The organism is Spongiivirga citrea (genome assembly GCF_010671565.1).
GTDB classification, from domain to species: domain Bacteria; phylum Bacteroidota; class Bacteroidia; order Flavobacteriales; family Flavobacteriaceae; genus Spongiivirga; species Spongiivirga citrea.
The window spans coordinates 366,263-384,754 of sequence record NZ_JAABOQ010000003.1 but is presented as its reverse complement, the minus strand read 5'-3'; the positions used below and the strand labels follow the sequence as shown (position 1 = coordinate 384,754).

The window sequence follows — 18,492 nt, the reverse complement described above, 5'->3', positions numbered from 1 at the left end:
GGTTTATTTTAACAAAGTATCTAGTTTTTCTAGGTAGCTGTTGGCATTTGTTAGATGCAGCTCTTTCTTTTCAACTGGCATTTTATCGAACATACGCACCAGCATACTCAATCGTGGGTTTTTTAAAAAGAAACTCCTATTCACATCCATAAATCTCCAGAAGAGACCGTCCCAACTGGCTTGCCAATCTCCTTTTTTGTAATTACTCATTTTCATGATATAATTACTTCCGCTTATGTAAGGCTTGGATGCCATTAATCCACCATCTGCAAATTGACTCATTCCATATACATTAGGTACCATAACCCAATCATAGGCATCAATAAATAGTTCCATAAACCATTTGTAGACTTCATCGGGATCAAATTCGCACAACAACATAAAATTCCCTAAAACCATCAATCTTTCAATATGATGTGCATAACCCGATTTTAATACTTTTTTAATCGTGTCATCTACCGGCTGTATGCCTGTTGTACCACTATAAAATGTGGCAGGTATTTTTCTGTTAAAGCCCCAATAATTTGCGGTACGTTCTTTAGTTCCTATTGCAATATATAGGCCGCGCATAAACTCACGCCAGCCTATTATTTGACGTATAAAACCTTCTAATGAGTTAAGTGGAATGTTATGTAATTTTCCATAAGAAATGGCTTTGTCAATAATTTCTTTTGGTGTAATCAAACCAATATTTAGCATTGGCGTCAATACGCTATGATGCAAAATGGAATGCTCCTTAACGATTGCATCCTCATAGGGTCCAAATTCCATAAACCTATTTTCGAAAAACTGATCGAGCCAACTTTTGGTATCCTTAAAAGTCACCGGATATAAAGGTTGATTGCTGAGTTTACCGTAGTTCTCTTTAAAGTTATTTTGGGTATATGTTATGGCTTCCTCAAAATAGGAATTGCTATCAGGAAATTGAATAAAGGGCGGTTCCTTTTTACTGGGATACTTTTTTCTATTGTCAACATCATAGGTCCATTTACCTCCTTCGGGTTCATTGTAACTATCTAGTAAAATGTGGCGCTTTTTGCGTTCTTTTTTATAAAAGTCGGTTTGAAAAAACTTCTTTTTATCGGGTTTAAAGTATTCATTTATTTCATCTCGTGAATTTAAAAATAAGGGAGTATCGTACCAATTAACGCTAATGTTATGCTTTGTACAAGTACTTTCAATTCGCCTAGAAAGCCAATTGTCAACAACATCTAAACAATGAACTTCTTGGAAACCTTCAAGTGCCAGTTCCTTGATTAAATTCCTAGAATCGCACTTAGGAGTTAGCGCTTCTACATATGTTAGGTGCTTGCCCTTTTCTTTTAAATAAAATTCATAAAATTTCATTGTTGCATGGTGGAATGCAATTTTTTGCTTGTGAAATTTTAAGTGATTAAAAAACAGATGCTCTTCGATTAAATATATTGGGCACTCAGTATCTAATAATGGATGTTGTTCAAATAGCTGATGTGGATAAATTAAAACACAAGACTTCATTTAATTTTTATTTCGTCTGCATCGTTCGCTGCAGTATTTAACTTCACCCCAATTCTTTTCCCATTTTTTGCGCCAAGAGAAAGGACGTTCGCAGACAACACATATTTTTTGTGGTAAATGCCGTTTTTTCATTTTTTCAAATGATCTTCAACTTCATGTACGCGTGCATATGGATACCTGTCAATTTTTTCTAAAGCGTAATAGGTGTTCAAGCCCGAAATACCAACATTGTTTACCATTGCTAAATCAATATCATCGTTTGCCCAGCAATCATCATGAATAATCAACTCTTCTATCTGGCCAATAATCATTTTCGTACTGTTAATCGCGATATCAATTTCTTGCACAAAGCGCATTCCCATTTTAAAATGACTTTCTTTTACAAAAGGAGCTTTAAATTGATTGTTATACTCTGCTGTTAAATAACAGGTGTCAAATTCTGATTCATTTTCATCGAACTTAGCTGATGTAAAATGCGCTTTTTTGGCAAAGGCCTTATGAATATGATTTATGGTGTACACCCGTGTGCTTTTTATGTTGTTATAGGTATGCCTGGGCACAGTATCCGACGGGCGCATTATAAACCCTAGCAAAGCGGGATTACTTCCTAAATGAACTACTGAACTAAACACGGCCACATTTTCTTGTCCACTTTCTGAGGCAGTAGCAATTAGATTAGCGGGTTTAATACCAGAAACGGAGTTGATTATTTTAAGTCGCTTAACGCGATCCATCTGCTCAATATCACTTTTTGTAAAATGCATAGTATCGATTGCTATTTGAATAGTTGCTTGCTTCTTCTCTATTTATCTAAATCGTATTCAAGCCTTCTTTAATTCCTTTTTACATTGTTTCCAAAAGCCAAAAAAGGAAGGATAATATCCTGTAACATCAAACATCCAATCCCTGTCGTGCTCTGTGCCTTTGTAATGTTTATTTAGTGGATGTTCTTTATAGTGTGTGTTGGTGGGTTGATGTTCATTTATAAACGTTTCAAATTCTCCAACATAGACTTGAATGTTGGAGATATTCTTGCTCAAATCGAGCATAAAATTCATCGAATTATCCGAAATGGGGTAGTGTTCGAAATGTGATGGCTCGATTAGTAAAATGTTATTAGTTTGTGTACTCGATAACCAATTCGGATCTAGATTATAATAATTATAAAAACAAGTAGGAACGTCATTTTGTAAAGTGATCTCATCCGACTTTGGTAAGTTGGTTTGCAATGCAGGATTAATGGTTTCTTGTAAAACTGTAGGTGTGTCAAAATTGCCAAACGCATCGTAGGGTACATCTAAAAAGGTTTCTTGATCGTTTGTAAAACAGTATTTATTAATATTTTCTTGATTGGCTACATACTTTTTGTTTGCGCTGGCACCGGCCACCCACTGCCAACTAAGTGCATTACTTGCCCAATCACCGTCAATTAAATGGTAGTACATCCATCGAGCAGGAGTTAGCCAATGGCTTTTGGCCATATTACATGCAATTGCAGCTGTGTACATACGAATATGATTATGCATATAACCAGATTCGTACAGCTCCTTAATGGCTATATCGATTGCAGTAATGCCTGTTTGCCCTTCAATAACGGCATGTGCAAGTTCATGATTGGTGACGTCTTCTTGTGGTCTTTTTAAATCGGTATTAATTTTATTCCCCTTTGCAATCCAGACTTGTTGCCAATAGTCTCGCCAAGCTAGTTCCTGAATGAACTTTTCGATATCGTAGGTCTTATATCCCTTTTCTAACACATTTGCTAAAACTTGCTTTGTACTGATGACGCCCCGAGAAATATAGGGTGATAAGTAGGTGACGGCACCATTAATAAAATTTCGCGTTTTCCCATATTTAATGGGATCAATCAGATCAATTCTATTTAAAATAGCTTCAATAGAGATTGGGAATTCGTATTGTATTTCGCGAACACTATTCATCGTCTTTTACTAATCTTATTATTAGAAATTTGACGTTGTCTACTGCATTTAAATCGGTCGATATCTGAGCTCCGTTTTTTAAGGTGTTTTTGACTTACGCCACTGTTCACCCGTTTGCGCCATAATTTGAAACTACTTTCTTTAAGTGTTTTACGCATTAGTTTAATCACCTCTTTTTCTGGTAGACCAAATTGATATTCGATGGCCTCAAAAGGAGTACGATCTTCCCATGCCATTTCGATAATACGATCGAGTTCTCTTTCGGTAAAATCTGGCATGTTTAAGACTGTGGAAGGGCTTCTATTTGTTTTAATACCTGATCAGCTTCCCAAGTTTTTTGGTCGCTTTGTTTGCGATCTACTGTAGAAAGGGAATGCGCCTCTTTTAAAAGCTTTGCGTATTGAGCTTCAAGCTGCTCTTTTTCTGTTTTCTTTTTAAACAAACCAAACATAGAATAATTTTTGTTTAAAGATAATACAATATGTTTAAACAAAATGAATTTACAACATACAAATGTTTCTTAAAAATGGAATGAAATAAACCCGATTGGTTTTACCTTTATCAAAAATTTGAAAACGATCATGAGCACATTACAAGATAAAGTAGTTTATATAACGGGAGGTACTAAAGGAATAGGGTATGGTGTTGCGCAAACATTAATTGCAGCCGGAATGAAAGTGGCAATAAGCGGTCGTCATTTAGAATCGGCTCAAAAAGCAGCTTCAAGTCTTGGTGATAGTGATCGTGTGTTGGGTTTAGCCTCGGATGTGGCTAATTTACAGGATGAGAATAATGCAGTAAAGCAAATATTAGAGAAATGGGGGCAGTTAGATGTTGTACTAGCCAATGCAGGTGTTGGTAATTTCGGCCCGGTCGATGCACTTTCGGAAGAAGCGTGGAATCAGATGATGGATACCAATTTAACTGGAGCGTTTTATACGTTGAAGGCAAGTGTAGAGGCGCTAAAAAAATCAGAAGGATACTACATCACGTTAGCTAGTTTGGCGGGGACTAATTTCTTCGCGCAAGGGGCAGGATACAATGCCTCAAAATTTGGATTGGTTGGTTTTACACAGGCGGCAATGTTGGATTTAAGACCGTATGGAATTAAAGTATCGACCATTATGCCGGGGTCGGTAGCGACCTATTTTAATAATCATACACCTAATGATAAAGACGCCTGGAAAATTCAACCAGAGGATATCGGTAAGTTAGTGCTCGATTTATTGACCATGCATCCTAGGACGTTGCCTAGTAAGATCGAAGTGAGGCCGACTAGGCCAGATTTGAAGTAGTGGACTAGATTTTGATGTTTAGTATCTGACAAATAGGGCAGAAAATAACTGATTTTTTAGGATTAGCAACAAGCGAAATAAATAAGCCCTTTTGGATAAACACTAATCGACCTATTCATTATATAGCGCTATGAGGTGCTTTTTTTACTACTAACCCATCTATTATTAGCTGCTAAATAAATTTGATATTCATCATCAGATTTAATTATTTCAGATACGCTCTCAGGATTATCCTGAAAAATCTTTAGTCCTTCAGGAATATCTTTTCTTTGAGGTTTAGTGTTTTTAACAGATAACAAAGGTGTATAAAATTCACTTAAAAAGGGTAAGATTATATTGGGTATGAAATGGCATTGTAATTCAAACATATCATGGTCAAATCCTCCTTTTTCATTTAAGTGATCTTCAATATCCAGGAATAAAACTCTTTTTTTATTTGGAGAATCTTTAATTGAATGCGAAACAAGCCGAAATAATATATCTGCTGATTTTTCGAAACTTTCTTCTTTAAAAATATTATGATAAATCACAGAATGCTTGGTGTGTAGTTGATTAATTCTATCGGGGTCTTCATCTATTAAACAATAATCTTTAAAATCGGGATTTGTTGATAGCTTTTCTTGCCTTTTGGACATTAATGACCACCAATAATCTCGCATTTCTCTTATTTGCTTTCTTTTTTCTGGATTACCTCCAAAAAGATCGTGACAAGAAGAGCAAAGAGGAGCCGCATTTTCAATATCATCCGAACCTCCCTTAGCTTGAGGGGTAATATGATGAATTTCCACAAATAATTTATGACAGATACAGCATCTAAAAGCAGATCTTTTTTTGGCTTCTAATTTGGTTTTTTCTGAAAATGCCATTTTTATTTTGTTTTAATAACTCATAATCTCCAGAAAACAAGATATTACATAATCATTTAATCACCCCAAAAATCGAACACTCTCACTGATCACTTCCTGCAAATGTTCTGGTAATTCATCACTTTCCCAAGGGTGCTTACCTCCAAAAACGTGATTCGCGCCTTCAATCCACTTGATTTGACTTAATGGATACCACCAATGCAAATCAGCTGCGTCGTTGGTAGAGACCGATTCGTCGGCTGTACCATGAATAATGAGCTGAGGGATTTTTAATTGCTGTGATGCTGTTTTTATAGTGAGTTTTTCTTCGTTTTCAATAAAATCTTCGAAGTATTGAAAGTAGTGTGGCATCTCTTGTTTTGTTCTGCCATTCAATACATAATAAACACCATCTTTTTCCCATTTTTCAAAAGCTTCACCTTGCGGGAAACGTTTTTTATAATCGCTAACCCCGGCCCAAGTAATGACTTTGGTAACACGACGATCTTGTGCTGCTTTTAAGGTTACAATTCCTCCACCTCGAGAATGCCCTATGAGTGAAATGGCATTTGTATCAATCTCATTTTGTATTTCTGTATAATCAACAATCAAATCAATGACGTCGCCTAGATCTTTTAGTTCTTGGCTGTAATTGTTATTTGCGAATGCTTCCAGATCGGGAAAATCGATGGGCTGTTCTATGGTCCCCCCATTGTGCGAAAAATTAAATTTCAGAAAGAAAAAACCATTTTCAGCAAATGCCTTCGCGACCAAATCCCAACAACCCCAATCTTTAAAACCTTTATAACCATGGCAAAAAATGACAATGGGTTTTGGCTGGCTATTTTCCTGATAAAAGAAATCGGCAAGCATTGGTTTTTCGTCAGCTCTTTCGATAACAATATTCTTCTTAATAATCATACTCAATGCGTTTTTCTACAAATGGTTTCGATAGATCGAATAGCTCTTTAATCAAAGCTTTTAATTGAATTGAAAATTCAGAGAGCACCTCTGGAGTGATTTCTGTATCTGCTTTCGTGGAACGAGGCGTGGGTTTTACTCCGAACTTTAAAAAACCATCTTTTTGGTTTTTAAATGAGATAATTCCAGCTTCTGCCTTACCAGTAAATGGCTTTTTATAATGCAGCATATAGGCATAGCATAGCACCTGAAAACTTTTGCTGTACTTGTCATAATCCGTATTGATTAAATCCCAATCATACAGTCTTACTTTTCCCGGAAGTACTTTTCCGGTTTTATAGTCGATGATACGCATCGTTCCATTATACTCGTCTACCCGATCTACTTGGCCATGTACATTGATTGGAAAATCAAAGCCTTCAATGGTCACGGGAGCACTAAAATCTTCTTCAATATGTAGTATTTTAATAGTACTGCCGTTTTTGACTTCTTCTAATTCACTTCGTAAAAAATTCTCGACATAGCGTTTAGCGATATTGAATATAATAAGGTTCATTCCTTCATTAATCGTATCGCTTTGATATTCCTTTTTGAAATATCGGGTAACTGTTTTATCTATTTGTTGCTGCATTGTTGTAATGTGGGTCTCGGTTAAAATCACATTAATTAATGGGAGATAAAATTCTTTTAAGGTTTCATGAACTATCGTTCCCAAAGTATTGGCGGCAACTGTTTCTTCAACTTCATCATAGGTTTGAATTCTAAGTATTTTCTTGTTGAAGAAATCAATCGGATTCCGGATGTAGCTTGTCAAAGCAGAAGGAGAAAATCCTTTAGCAGCGATTTCTTTTAAACGGTTGAGAACATCTTTATTTTTATCAATGCTTTGTAGGGCATTATCGATCTTAGGAACATTTGCATTTATCAACTCATGCGTGATTGTATGTTCAGGCTGCCTTTCAATTTCTAGCTGATTAATAAATCGACTTTTTTCACCTGCATTTAAAGCATCAGCCTCCGTGTTGTAAAGCAAATAGATATTTTTTGCACGTTGCAATTGCTTGTAAAAGTGATAGGTGTAAATAGCATCTTTTTCCTGATAGGTGGGTAATTTATATTGCAATTTCAACTCAAAAGGAAGAAAGGAGTTTTGTGTTTTACCTGAAGGAAATACGCCCTCATTAACATTGGTGATAATAACAGTTTCAAAGTCCAAAACACGAGATTCTAGAACTCCCATAAGTTGTAATCCCTCCAATGGTTCGCCCTGAAAATCTAAGGTTTCGATACTAAGTAACTCCTTATATATTTTATGAAGCCCCTTAGTGGATTTTAAATATTGATAGGTTTCATTTAGTTGCTGTAACTGATTGAATAATTGATGAAATCGATAGAGATATTCTAGCAACAAATTATCGGTATGCGGACTTTCTTGAGTCTGTCTTTTTAATAGAAGAATAAGTTGTTGCAATTGATGAATGGCATTTTTTGGACTATTCTTCCAACCATCAAATAACAATTGAATGGTCAATTTAGTCTCAGAAGTGACCAAGTCTGTCAATTGCGTAAGCGAACTAAAAATGATGTTGTTTTTCTGTAAATGGTCAATGATACGTTGGGACTGATCTGACTCATTTAAAGAAAGCAACTGCCGAATGTTCGGATGCGAAACAATATGGATGATATCCTGATAATACAGCTGTTCTTGCTCTTTACTATGAAGGTTGAATAATAATTCGAATATGGTCGCAATAGGCGCAGCGTGTAATGGGAATCCCATGGTAATATTCATATTTTGAATAGTAGCGGGAACGGCATTTAAAATGGGAATTAATAATTGCTCATCACCTAAAATAACTGCGGTTTTTTGAAGTGATGCATCGTTATCAACAAGCTTGCTTAAAAGATGGCCCACATATTTAGCCTGACCAATGTTTTTTGGGATGCCTTTTATTTGAATATTCTTAGTGCCGGCAAAAGTGTCAAACTCCCAGTTGAAGGAATTGGATTGATAATAGTGCCACGACTTTTTATAATTGCGCAGAAATATGGAGGCTGCATGGATATCGTCATTCATAAAAGTACTATCGGTATCCCAATAGACACTTGCTTTGTTTTCAGTTAAAAGCTCTTGGAAAATAGTTTGCTCAGCATTATTTAAGGCATTGAAACCAGCAAAAATATGATGATGCTTGGTCATCTTTGCGTAGCCCGAAACTTGATTAGCAGCTTCTCTATAAATTAATCCCTGATACGCTTTTTTTTGCTCAAGTAGGCTTTTGGCGTAGTTGTCATAATAGGTGTATAATCTACTCCAAAAAATGAGATAATTTTTTACCATCTCTGACTTTTCAGGTTTCAAGGACCAATGCTCCAAGTCTTTTATTTCACTTAAATAGTTCAGTATTTCATAAGGCGGAACTAGATAGCGATCTATCTCATTAAAATCTTGTAAAAGTATTTGCGCCCAGGTCGAGAAGGCCTCAAAAGAGTCTTGACTTCCGGGCGGTGTTAGATCGGAATAAACGCGATAAAATTCAAATAGCAATTGTGCATTATCCGCAGACTGAAGACCTGATAATTCACATATAAATTCTTCAATACTAATAATCTTGGGGGCGAAGGTGGTCTTCGCTATTTGCTTTTTGAGTTCATGCAGCAAAAATACCCCAGCCCGTTTACTTGGGAGTATAAATACCAGCTTATCAATCGTTTGATGTTTAGAAAGTACGTCAGCGATAAGCGTTTTAATAAAAGTATCTTGAAACATGAACTAACAAGGCAGAGATTCATGTTAAAAGTAGGGATAAGAAATGAAAAAGTCCTGAAGAAACCTTCAGGACTTTTTAAAATTATGTGTGGTGAAAATTACTTCACTAAGTTAATTTCTACACGACGGTTGTTAGCACGTCCCGCTCTAGTTTTGTTAGAAGCGATTGGCTTGTCTTCACCGAATCCTTGTGCAGACAGACGATTAGAAGCAATTCCGTTAGTGATCAAGTAGTTCATTACAGAGTTAGCTCTTTCGTCAGAAAGACGTTGGTTAGTAGAAGCTCTACCTACGCTGTCAGTATGACCTTCGATTGTAAACTTAGCATTAGGATACTCATTAAGAATCTTGATGATATCACCTAATACAGTTTCAGACTGCGATTTGATTGAAGATTTACCAGTATCAAATAAGATAGTTTTAGCGTAATCGTTCAATTGCTTCTGAACTTCTTCAGTTACTTCAGGACAACCGTTATTTGCTACAGTACCTGCAACATCTGGACACTGATCGTCTTTGTCAAGAACGCTATCACCGTCTTTATCAGCCCAAGGACAACCTTTATTTTCAGATGGACCAGCTTCGTTAGGACAAGAATCGTCTTTATCAGCAACTCCGTCACCGTCAGCATCAGGACATCCGTTTAATTCTTTAGGACCTGCATCATTAGGACAAGCATCATCTTTATCAGCGATACCGTCACCATCAGTATCAGGGCAACCGTTAAGAGCTGCGATACCTGCTACATCAGGACAATCGTCTTTACTATCTTCGATGCCGTCACCGTCAGTATCAGGACATCCGTTGAAAGCTTCAAGACCAGCAACTTCTGGACAAGCATCGTCTTTGTCGTAGATACCGTCACCGTCAGTGTCAGATCCACCAAAACGAATAGCAAGACCTAATACGTGTTGGAAGTGCTCGAATCCGTAATCTTCGAATACGTGCTTATAGCTAGATTGAACATTTAAACCTAAGTTTTCAGTAAACCAGTAGTTAAAACCAAGTCCACCGTTAATTGTACCTGCACCGATATCATCAACCCAAGTATAACCACCACCAATTTCTACAAAAGGATCGAATTTTTTACCTTCCGTAAGATTGTACTTAATAGTACCATCAATTGCGTAGTGAGAAAGATCGTCAACGCGTACGTCTCCAGCGTTTTCGATTCTGTTTAAAGATCCTCTAGCTCCTAAAGAGAAACCGTCACCTACGTATTTAGATACAGCGATGGTAGAAATAGATGGTAAAATGTTCCAGTGATCAGATACATTGAAGTACTCATCAAACCATGGTCCTGCAAATGCTTTGTCAGAATTGGTTGGGTAGAGGTCAATGGCGTTCACACCAAAGCTAAATTGCCACGGGTTGTTTTTGTCTTGTGCGCTCACATTGCTGATGCCTGCAAAAAGCATTACAGCAATTAGTAATCTGCTAAGATGTTTCATGTTCAATTTGTTTAATTTAAAGTTTTAATTAGAGACAAATGTAAGTTGTTAAAGTTTATTAACAAAGGTAAATATATTAAAAATTTAATAGAATATAAGAAATAACGGCTAGTGCCGAACGATTTAGAGTACTCCTAATTCCTTTCCTACTTTCGTAAAAGCGTTAACAGCTTTATCAATGTGTTCCTTAGTATGTGCTGCTGATAATTGCACGCGTATTCGTGCTTTTCCTTTTGGTACGACAGGGAAAAAGAAGCCAATAACATAAATACCCTCTTCTAATAATTTATCGGCCATTACTTGAGACAGCTTGGCATCATATAGCATTACGGGCACTATTGCCGAATCTCCGTCTATGATGTCAAAGCCTGCATCAATCATTCCTTTCTTAAAATAAGCGGTATTGTCACTAAGCTTATCCCGTAACCTTGTGTCATTGCTTAACATATCGAATACCTTAATGGATGCACCTACAATAGCGGGTGCTAGAGAATTGGAAAATAAATAGGGTCTTGAACGTTGTCTTAAGATCTCAATAATCTCTTTTTTACCAGTTGTATAACCGCCCATTGCACCACCAAGCGCTTTGCCCAAGGTTCCTGTTATAATGTCAATACGCCCAATTACTTTTTTATCTTCTAGAGTGCCACGACCAGTACTACCTATAAAGCCAGCTGCATGACATTCGTCAATCATTACCATTGCGTCATATTTATCGGCCAGATCGCATATTTTATCTAAAGGGGCTACAAGACCATCCATAGAAAATACACCATCGGTTACAATGATCTTAAAACGGGCACCGTCTTCATTAGCTTTTTGAAGTTGGGCTTCAAGATCAGTCATATCATTATTTTGATAGCGATAACGAGCAGCTTTACATAAACGAACACCGTCTATAATAGATGCATGATTCAATGAATCGGATATAATAGCATCTTCCTTACTCAAAAGTGGTTCGAAAACACCGCCGTTCGCATCAAAAGCAGCGGCATATAAAATGGTGTCTTCGGTATGGTAGAATTCAGCTATTTTTTCTTCCAGCTCTTTATGAATATCCTGAGTTCCGCAAATAAAACGTACCGACGACATTCCGAAACCATGAGAATCTAAGGTATCTTTTGCCGCTTGAATTACATCAGGATGTGATGACAAGCCCAAATAATTATTAGCACAAAAGTTAATGACTTCTTCTCCGGTACTAATTTTAATAACCGCATCTTGTTTAGAGGTTATGATCCGTTCTTTTTTAAAAAGACCTTGTTCCTTTATATCCTGAATTTCAGCTTGCAGGTGTTCTTGTATTTTTCCGTACATGATTGGTGTGTGTTTAATACTGTAAAATTAGCTGATTTTTAGTGGAAATAATCAAGCAGCAACAATATTAATCGTGTCATTAATATAGACTAACAGTTTTGTAGTTACTGTAAAGCCCATCTCTTTTAAAATATCTTCATAGCCAACGAGCTGTTGCTTATGTTCTTTATGTATTGCACCAGTTTTATAGTCGATTAAAATGGCATGGTTATTAGCATCAATACATACGCGATCTGGTCTTAGCAGCATTCCAGTTTCACTAATAATATCACGTTCATTATATATGGTATAGGTTTTATTATAGTAATTACTAAGTTCTTCGTGCTCGGTAATACTAATTAAAGATTGGAGCACTTCCTGTTTTTCATCCGTCGTAATCATACCTTGATCGATGGCTTTTTGCACTGCAGCTTCCACATCTTCTGAATAGGTTACGAACGATAATATATTGTGAATAATATTCCCTTTTTCAATAGCACTTGCTTGCTTCGTATTCCACAATAGACCAGATTTGGTAAGAATGTTTAAATTTTTAGTGTCCCGAGCATTAAATTCGAATAGATATGAGGGCTTTTTACTTTTATCATCTTTAGTTTGGGGTAATGCAGCATCGGCATTTCCAAATTCATATATTAATTGACCATCGTTCCAAGCTTGTCTTTCCATCAAAAAACTAACTAGTAGCGTTGAATAGGTTTTTGATGCGTTAAAGTTTTTAGTGCTCGGTTTTTGACTTATGATAAAAATTTGATGCTCAGCACGAGTAAGTGCTACATATAAAATATTGATAGCATCTAACTGGTTTTGTTCCTTTTTTAGTTGAAGAATTTGAGATGCCGTTTCATTTAAATTATTAAGATCATCGTTGACCTTTACATGAGCATATTCAAAACCATAGGTGTCTTGATCGATCGGAACCCAAGCCATATCTTTTTTATGATCTATAATGGTATCATCTACATGTGGGTAGATTACGATCGGAAACGCCAATCCTTTTGATTTATGAACCGACATAATTTGAACGGCATGCTCACTTTTGGTACTTACAATGCTTAAAGAATTCTCTTTTTTCTCCCAATACGAAATGAACCCTGCAAACCCAGCTTGATTTCGTTGTAAATATTCGTAGACAACATCTAGATAAAATTGAATGTAAGCATCGGCATTTTTTGACAGTGCAAAAACATCAATAACCAACTCTGCGGCTTCGTATAAATTGCGATTAATGAATTCATTAAAATTGAAGTGAATATCAAATTCTTTTAAGCCGGCGAATAAGTCCTGTGGTATTTTATTTAAATGCGTTTTATAAAAGAGATATTCATTGTCTATATTTAAAAGATGATTTGCTAGAAAGCTGAGGATATTGATCTTTAACTCGGCATTTTCTGGTTGGTAGGCCAGTTTAATCAGGTTATTTATAAATTGAACCTTAGGATTATTTTTTAACAATAAACTTTCTGAGGATACCACATCAATCCCAACTTCTGACAATGCTTCTGCCAAAGCGACCCCCTGTTTATTTTTGCGCACCAAAATACAGATGTCCCCTAATGGCACGTTTTTTTGCTGTAAGTCTTGTATTGTTTGAATAACCGAATTGGCATATTGTTCGGCTACTTTTTCGTCATCGTTTTTTTCTAAAAATTGAATATTGACATAGCCTTCTTCTGGATTATTTGATCGTTGCTCATTTCCTACCTTATATATATAGGTATGATCCTGATTTAAAAAAATAGATTTAGCATGAGTAAAAAGGCTATTGCAAAAATCGACGATGGTTTGATTACTTCGAAAGTTGGTTGGTAAATTTTGAATATGTGCATTTGCTCTTGAAAAAGGTGTTTCACCATTTATGAGTCCTATAAATTGTTCGGGGTCGCCACCGCGCCACCGGTAAATTGCTTGCTTAGGGTCACCTACTAAAAGGACATTGTTTTTTTCGTTTGACGATAATGCGTTATCGACCAACGGAATTAGATTATGCCATTGTAAGGTGGACGTATCTTGAAACTCATCAATAAAATAATGATGGTACTTTTCACCTAAGCGCTCATAAATAAAAGGCGCAGGCTGATTTTTTATTTCATTACTAATAATCTGGTTGAATTCTGATATTGGCAATAGACCTTCTTCGTCTTTGATGGTTTTTACTTCTTCATAAATAGCTTTTAAAACAGATAAGGGCGTTATATTGAGATAAAAATTATCCAGGAATTTTAATCTTGACATCCCTTTTTTAGTCTTTGTAAAAGCATCTGCCAATGTTGGTTGAATAGAATCAATGGTTGCTTTTAAGTCATCATGCAATCCTTTATTATAAAGTTCTTCGCCATTGATCAATTTTTCCTGCCATTGTGCTCCAAACTTAGGATTTAGATCGTTATTGGCTAATTTTTCAAAATATCCCGGTACTGATCCTCTAGAAAAATCTTTAAATTCTAATCCACTTTCCGAAATAAGCTCAAGTACTTGTTTAGCAGTTTGGACGATCTCATTTTTCAAAGTTGCTTTTTCCTGACCTAAAATCTTTTTTAACTGGTTGAAATCGGATAAATTTTTCTGACGTAATAGTTCGACATACTTAATTTCATCTTCCTTCGTGAGTAATTTTGAAGTGGTGTTTAAGTCGCGTTGTATATCCCAACTTTTGTCATCGTCAGCCTTATCTAATGCAAAATCAACCAAAGTCTGTGTCAGTTGTTCATCACTACCAGCTTTAGCCAGTAATCTATCTACAGCTTGGGCTAATAACAAATCGATATCTAGAGTCACCTCAAAATTCATTGGTAATTTAAGATCGTGAGCAAACGTGCGAATAAGTTTATGCGTAAAGCCATCGATGGTCTGCAAGTCGAATCCTGCATAATCATGAATTAGGTAGCGCAGTATATTTTGAGATCGCTTTTGTAACTCTTCTGGTTGTAGGCCTGTTTCCTTTAGTACATCAGTCCACATATCATCATCTTCATGCGATTGGTGATTGGCAAAATCTACTAGTTTTTTTACAATGCGTGCTTTCATTTCACTTACTGCTTTGTTAGTGAAAGTTATGGCGAGAATGTTGCGGTATTTTGTTGGAGATTTTGCGGTAATTAACGCCTTAATATATTCTTTAGTAAGGGTATGTGTCTTACCACTACCAGCCGAGGCATTGTAAATTAGAAAAGGATGATTGGTGGTTGTGCTAGCCATATTTAGTATAAAAATACTCAATCAGTGTATAACAACTTATTATTTTTAATTGAAACGGCTAATGCGTAACTTTGAAAGTAGAAATAATAACTAAAACCATAAACAATGGCTTTTCAATTACCAAAATTAGAATACGCGTACGATGCATTAGAACCGCATATCGATGCTCGTACAATGGAAATACATCACAGTAAACATCATAACGGATATACAAGCAAGTTAAACGCCGCAATAGAGGGTACTGATCTTGATGGATTGACGATCGAGAATATTTTAATCAATCTTGATATGAACAACGGTGCTGTTAGAAATAATGGCGGCGGATTTTACAATCACCGACTTTTTTGGGAAGTAATGAGCCCTAATGGTGGTGGTGAACCAAGTGGTGATCTTGCTAGTGCGATTAATGATGCATACGGATCTTTTGAAGCATTTAAAGAAGCTTTTTCAAAAGCTGCTGCAACGCGTTTTGGCTCAGGATGGGCTTGGTTATGTGTGCATGAAGGCGGAAAAGTTGAGGTATGTTCATCGCCAAACCAAGATAACCCTATTATGCCCGGTGTAGGCTGTGGCGGAACTCCTGTTTTAGGATTAGATGTTTGGGAACACGCCTATTACTTAAATTACCAAAATAGAAGACCGGATTATATCAACGCATTTTTTAATGTGATTAATTGGGAGAAAGTCTCTGCTCTATACGCGCAAGGCAAGTAAGATTAACTTGATTACTGAATATTAAAATCCGCCATTGGCGGATTTTTTTGTGCATAATTTTTTTAAGACAACTTGAACTTAATTCCTAGATCCCTTGTAGACCAAGCATTTAAAATTTATTTCTGAATCAATCGTCTTTTCAAGAGAGTAAATATTCAAAAGAATTTAGGCCCAAATAGGATACGTCAGAAAGTGTCTTAGAAGAGTTGACTTTAGTCCATAAAAAAAGGTGGAAGAATCCACCTTTTTTTGCCCCAAATCTTACCATGAACTTAACCTACTTATGCTATGGTTCTTCGAATATAGAGCAGATATTCATACTGCAAACAATTAGTTGATGAAAAGCATTTTTATCCGATGAAATGCAATTTTAGAAGTTTAATCGGTTTTTTTCACGATTAATTGCACTTTTTATAGAAAAGTCTAGACGTAAAAAAAGGCGGAATAATCCACCTTTTTTTGCCCCAAATCTTACCATGAACTTAACCTACTTATGCTATGGTGACACAAATATAGCTGGTGTTTGTTCAGCGATTATAATATTATAGTTAAACGACATCTTTATTAGTTAAATAACAATCGTTAACAGGAAATTAATAAGGAAACTCCTTTATGTCTTGTTTAATAGTGATTTACAATTAATAAGCACGCTGTTTATTACCCTCTACAAAGTTGATAAAAGCCCTATTTACAACACGATTTCCACCAGCAGTGGGGTAATCACCTGTAAAATACCAATCACCAAGATTGTCAGGACATGCTAGATGTAATTTGTCCACACTTTGAAAAATGATCTTTACTTCGGCATTAACATCCTCACTGGTAAGTAGTTCGCCAATTTTATCGGATATCTCCTCTTCAGTAAATGGTTCGTACAGTTCTTTTACAAAATTTTGAACTTCATCATCTTTAAGTTCGGTTTGAGCAAGACACTTTTTATATATTGAATCAATCAGGTCGTATTTGTTAGTTTCTTTTAAAAGTGCAACAGCAGCTTTAAAAGCAATAAAGTCTTCTATACGCGCCATATCAATACCGTAACAATCGGGATACCGTATTTGCGGTGCAGATGAAACGACTACAATCTTTTTAGGATTTAATCGATCCATCATTTTTATGATACTCTTCTTTAAGGTAGTACCTCTTACAACGCTATCATCAATAATTACAAGTGTATCTTCCGGTTTTATAACACCATATGTAATGTCATAAACATGGGCAACCAGGTCGTCTCGACTACTATCCTCAGTAATGAAGGTTCGTAGCTTGGCATCTTTTATCGCAATTTTTTCAGTGCGAAGACGGTGTGCTAATATTTCTTTTAGTCGCTCATCGGTTAAGGTGTCTTTTTCGGCAAGAATGGTTTCTGTTTTCTGTTTGTTCAGTTCATCTTGTGCTGCTTCAACCATTCCATAAAAAGAAGTCTCAGCGGTATTTGGTATAAATGAGAAGACTGTATTTACAGTATCATGATCGATGGCCTTTAAAACCTTTGGCATGATTAGCTTCCCGAGCATTTTTCGCTCTTTATATATTTCGGCATCACTTCCCCTAGAAAAATAGATCCGCTCAAACGAGCAGGCCTTTCTTTCGATTGGCGCTAAAATTTGTTTGATATTCGTTGTGCCATTTTTCTTGGTAATAATAGCATGCCCAGGCGCCAGTTCTTCTACCTTATCAAAAGGAACGTTGAATACGGTCTGAATCACAGGTCTTTCGGAAGCGACTACTACAACTTCATCATCTTTATAATAGTAAACAGGTCGAATACCTGCAGGATCCCGAAGCACAAATGAATCACCGTGACCCATCATTCCAGCCATGGCATAGCCACCATCAAAGTTTTTACAGGCACGTTTTAAGATCTTACCAACTCGTATACGTTTATGAATTTCGGCCGTCGCTTCTTTTTTATTGAAGCCTTCCTTCTTAAGATCTTTATAAATTTTAGCAACTTCATCATCTAAAAAGTGGCCAATTTTTTCCATTACAGTAATAGTATCCACCTTATCTTTCGGGTGCTGCCCTAAGTCGACTAAATTTTGGAATAACTCATTATTATTAGTCATATTAAAGTTACCCGCAACGATCAAGTTACGGTGCATCCAGTTATTTTGTCTTAGGAATGGGTGTACGCTCTCTACACTGTTCTTGCCAAAAGTACCATAGCGAACGTGGCCCAAAAGTAGTTCTCCTATATAAGGTATATTTTCTTTTTGCTTGTTTACATCATCGGCATATTCCGGATGCTTTTCTAATACAGTATTAATACGACTGTTTATTTGAGCAAAAATATCCTGAATGGGCTGTTGTTCAACCGATCGTACACGACTTATATAACGCTGTCCAGGCTCAACATCTAATTTAATACTTGCAAAACCGGCTCCATCTTGACCACGGTTGTGCTGTTTTTCCATCAATAAGTACATTTTTTGCACTCCGTAAAATGCACTCCCGTACTTTTCTTTATAATATGCTAAGGGTTTTAATAACCTAATTAGTGCAATACCGCACTCGTGCTTAATGGCGTCACTCATTATATATTGT

15 protein-coding genes are annotated in these 18,492 nt (G+C 36.2%); 2 read left to right on the top strand and 13 right to left on the bottom strand.

Annotation, left to right across the window (positions count from 1 at the left end; genetic code table 11):
- Positions 1-3: 3 nt before the first annotated feature.
- Genes GWK10_RS08400 through GWK10_RS08375 form a run of 6 tightly spaced genes read right to left on the bottom strand, consistent with a single transcriptional unit; the run spans position 4 to position 3,888 of the window.
- Positions 4-1,497, bottom strand: a complete 1,494-nt coding sequence (locus GWK10_RS08400; RefSeq protein ID WP_164031511.1) for a cryptochrome/photolyase family protein — start codon at positions 1,495-1,497, stop codon at positions 4-6.
- Positions 1,498-1,629: a DUF2256 domain-containing protein gene (locus tag GWK10_RS08395; protein ID WP_164031508.1), complete on the bottom strand. Its 132-nt coding sequence runs from the start codon at positions 1,627-1,629 to the stop codon at positions 1,498-1,500.
- A complete protein-coding gene (locus tag GWK10_RS08390) occupies positions 1,626-2,261 on the bottom strand; it encodes a flavin reductase family protein (protein WP_164031507.1) in 636 nt (211 codons plus the stop codon). The genes GWK10_RS08395 and GWK10_RS08390 overlap by 4 nt, the downstream gene beginning before the upstream one ends.
- A gap of 57 nt (positions 2,262-2,318) precedes the next feature.
- On the bottom strand, positions 2,319-3,437 hold the full coding sequence (locus tag GWK10_RS08385; RefSeq protein WP_164031503.1) for an FAD-binding domain-containing protein: 1,119 nt from the start codon (positions 3,435-3,437) through the stop codon (positions 2,319-2,321).
- Positions 3,434-3,715, bottom strand: coding sequence for a TIGR03643 family protein (locus GWK10_RS08380; RefSeq protein WP_164031500.1), 282 nt, complete (start codon positions 3,713-3,715; stop codon positions 3,434-3,436). The genes GWK10_RS08385 and GWK10_RS08380 overlap by 4 nt, the downstream gene beginning before the upstream one ends.
- Before the next feature lie 2 nt (positions 3,716-3,717).
- Positions 3,718-3,888, bottom strand: coding sequence for a Lacal_2735 family protein (locus GWK10_RS08375; protein ID WP_164031497.1), 171 nt, complete (start codon positions 3,886-3,888; stop codon positions 3,718-3,720).
- A 130-nt stretch (positions 3,889-4,018) separates the two neighbouring features.
- Between GWK10_RS08375 and GWK10_RS08370 the strand changes: the two genes are divergently transcribed.
- Positions 4,019-4,732 carry an SDR family oxidoreductase gene (locus tag GWK10_RS08370; RefSeq protein WP_164031494.1) on the top strand — a complete coding sequence of 238 codons (714 nt, stop codon included), beginning with the start codon at positions 4,019-4,021 and terminating at the stop codon, positions 4,730-4,732.
- Positions 4,733-4,860: 128 nt separating this feature from the next.
- On the opposite strand, the gene GWK10_RS08365 is transcribed toward GWK10_RS08370, so the two are convergent.
- The 6 genes from GWK10_RS08365 to GWK10_RS08340 all read right to left on the bottom strand — a co-directional run bounded on the left by GWK10_RS08365 (position 4,861) and on the right by GWK10_RS08340 (position 15,231).
- Positions 4,861-5,598, bottom strand: a complete 738-nt coding sequence (locus GWK10_RS08365) for an HNH endonuclease (protein WP_164031491.1) — start codon at positions 5,596-5,598, stop codon at positions 4,861-4,863.
- Positions 5,599-5,658: 60 nt separating this feature from the next.
- Positions 5,659-6,498: an alpha/beta hydrolase family protein gene (locus GWK10_RS08360; RefSeq protein ID WP_164031489.1), complete on the bottom strand. Its 840-nt coding sequence runs from the start codon at positions 6,496-6,498 to the stop codon at positions 5,659-5,661.
- Positions 6,488-9,268, bottom strand: a complete 2,781-nt coding sequence (locus GWK10_RS08355) for a PD-(D/E)XK nuclease family protein (RefSeq protein WP_164031486.1) — start codon at positions 9,266-9,268, stop codon at positions 6,488-6,490. The genes GWK10_RS08360 and GWK10_RS08355 overlap by 11 nt, the downstream gene beginning before the upstream one ends.
- 98 nt (positions 9,269-9,366) lie before the next feature.
- Positions 9,367-10,719 (bottom strand): OmpA family protein, encoded by a 1,353-nt coding sequence (locus GWK10_RS08350; protein WP_164031484.1) that lies wholly within the window; start codon positions 10,717-10,719, stop codon positions 9,367-9,369.
- Positions 10,720-10,842: 123 nt separating this feature from the next.
- On the bottom strand, positions 10,843-12,036 hold the full coding sequence (gene kbl / locus GWK10_RS08345; protein WP_164031481.1) for a glycine C-acetyltransferase: 1,194 nt from the start codon (positions 12,034-12,036) through the stop codon (positions 10,843-10,845).
- 51 nt (positions 12,037-12,087) lie between these two features.
- Positions 12,088-15,231: a UvrD-helicase domain-containing protein gene (locus GWK10_RS08340; RefSeq protein ID WP_164031479.1), complete on the bottom strand. Its 3,144-nt coding sequence runs from the start codon at positions 15,229-15,231 to the stop codon at positions 12,088-12,090.
- Between the two features lie 105 nt (positions 15,232-15,336).
- Between GWK10_RS08340 and GWK10_RS08335 the strand changes: the two genes are divergently transcribed.
- Positions 15,337-15,945 carry a superoxide dismutase gene (locus GWK10_RS08335; protein ID WP_164031477.1) on the top strand — a complete coding sequence of 203 codons (609 nt, stop codon included), beginning with the start codon at positions 15,337-15,339 and terminating at the stop codon, positions 15,943-15,945.
- A gap of 638 nt (positions 15,946-16,583) precedes the next feature.
- Here GWK10_RS08335 and GWK10_RS08330 read toward each other — a convergent pair.
- Positions 16,584-18,482: an amidophosphoribosyltransferase gene (locus GWK10_RS08330; RefSeq protein WP_164031475.1), complete on the bottom strand. Its 1,899-nt coding sequence runs from the start codon at positions 18,480-18,482 to the stop codon at positions 16,584-16,586.
- Between the last annotated feature and the right edge of the window lie 10 nt (positions 18,483-18,492).

Bases quoted from the DNA above. Each gene is read 5' to 3' on its own strand.
- GWK10_RS08400 (WP_164031511.1), bottom strand. From the start codon at position 1,497: ATGAAGTCTTGTGTTTTAATTTATCCACATCAGCTATTTGAACAACAT.
- GWK10_RS08365 (WP_164031491.1), bottom strand. From the start codon at position 5,598: ATGGCATTTTCAGAAAAAACCAAATTAGAAGCCAAAAAAAGATCTGCT.
- GWK10_RS08370 (WP_164031494.1), top strand. From the start codon at position 4,019: ATGAGCACATTACAAGATAAAGTAGTTTATATAACGGGAGGTACTAAA.
- GWK10_RS08335 (WP_164031477.1), top strand. From the start codon at position 15,337: ATGGCTTTTCAATTACCAAAATTAGAATACGCGTACGATGCATTAGAA.
- kbl (WP_164031481.1), bottom strand. From the start codon at position 12,036: ATGTACGGAAAAATACAAGAACACCTGCAAGCTGAAATTCAGGATATA.
- GWK10_RS08355 (WP_164031486.1), bottom strand. From the start codon at position 9,268: ATGTTTCAAGATACTTTTATTAAAACGCTTATCGCTGACGTACTTTCT.
- GWK10_RS08340 (WP_164031479.1), bottom strand. From the start codon at position 15,231: ATGGCTAGCACAACCACCAATCATCCTTTTCTAATTTACAATGCCTCG.
- GWK10_RS08360 (WP_164031489.1), bottom strand. From the start codon at position 6,498: ATGATTATTAAGAAGAATATTGTTATCGAAAGAGCTGACGAAAAACCA.
- GWK10_RS08350 (WP_164031484.1), bottom strand. From the start codon at position 10,719: ATGAAACATCTTAGCAGATTACTAATTGCTGTAATGCTTTTTGCAGGC.
- GWK10_RS08390 (WP_164031507.1), bottom strand. From the start codon at position 2,261: ATGCATTTTACAAAAAGTGATATTGAGCAGATGGATCGCGTTAAGCGA.
- GWK10_RS08380 (WP_164031500.1), bottom strand. From the start codon at position 3,715: ATGCCAGATTTTACCGAAAGAGAACTCGATCGTATTATCGAAATGGCA.
- GWK10_RS08375 (WP_164031497.1), bottom strand. From the start codon at position 3,888: ATGTTTGGTTTGTTTAAAAAGAAAACAGAAAAAGAGCAGCTTGAAGCT.
- GWK10_RS08330 (WP_164031475.1), bottom strand. From the start codon at position 18,482: ATGAGTGACGCCATTAAGCACGAGTGCGGTATTGCACTAATTAGGTTA.
- GWK10_RS08385 (WP_164031503.1), bottom strand. From the start codon at position 3,437: ATGAATAGTGTTCGCGAAATACAATACGAATTCCCAATCTCTATTGAA.
- GWK10_RS08395 (WP_164031508.1), bottom strand. From the start codon at position 1,629: ATGAAAAAACGGCATTTACCACAAAAAATATGTGTTGTCTGCGAACGT.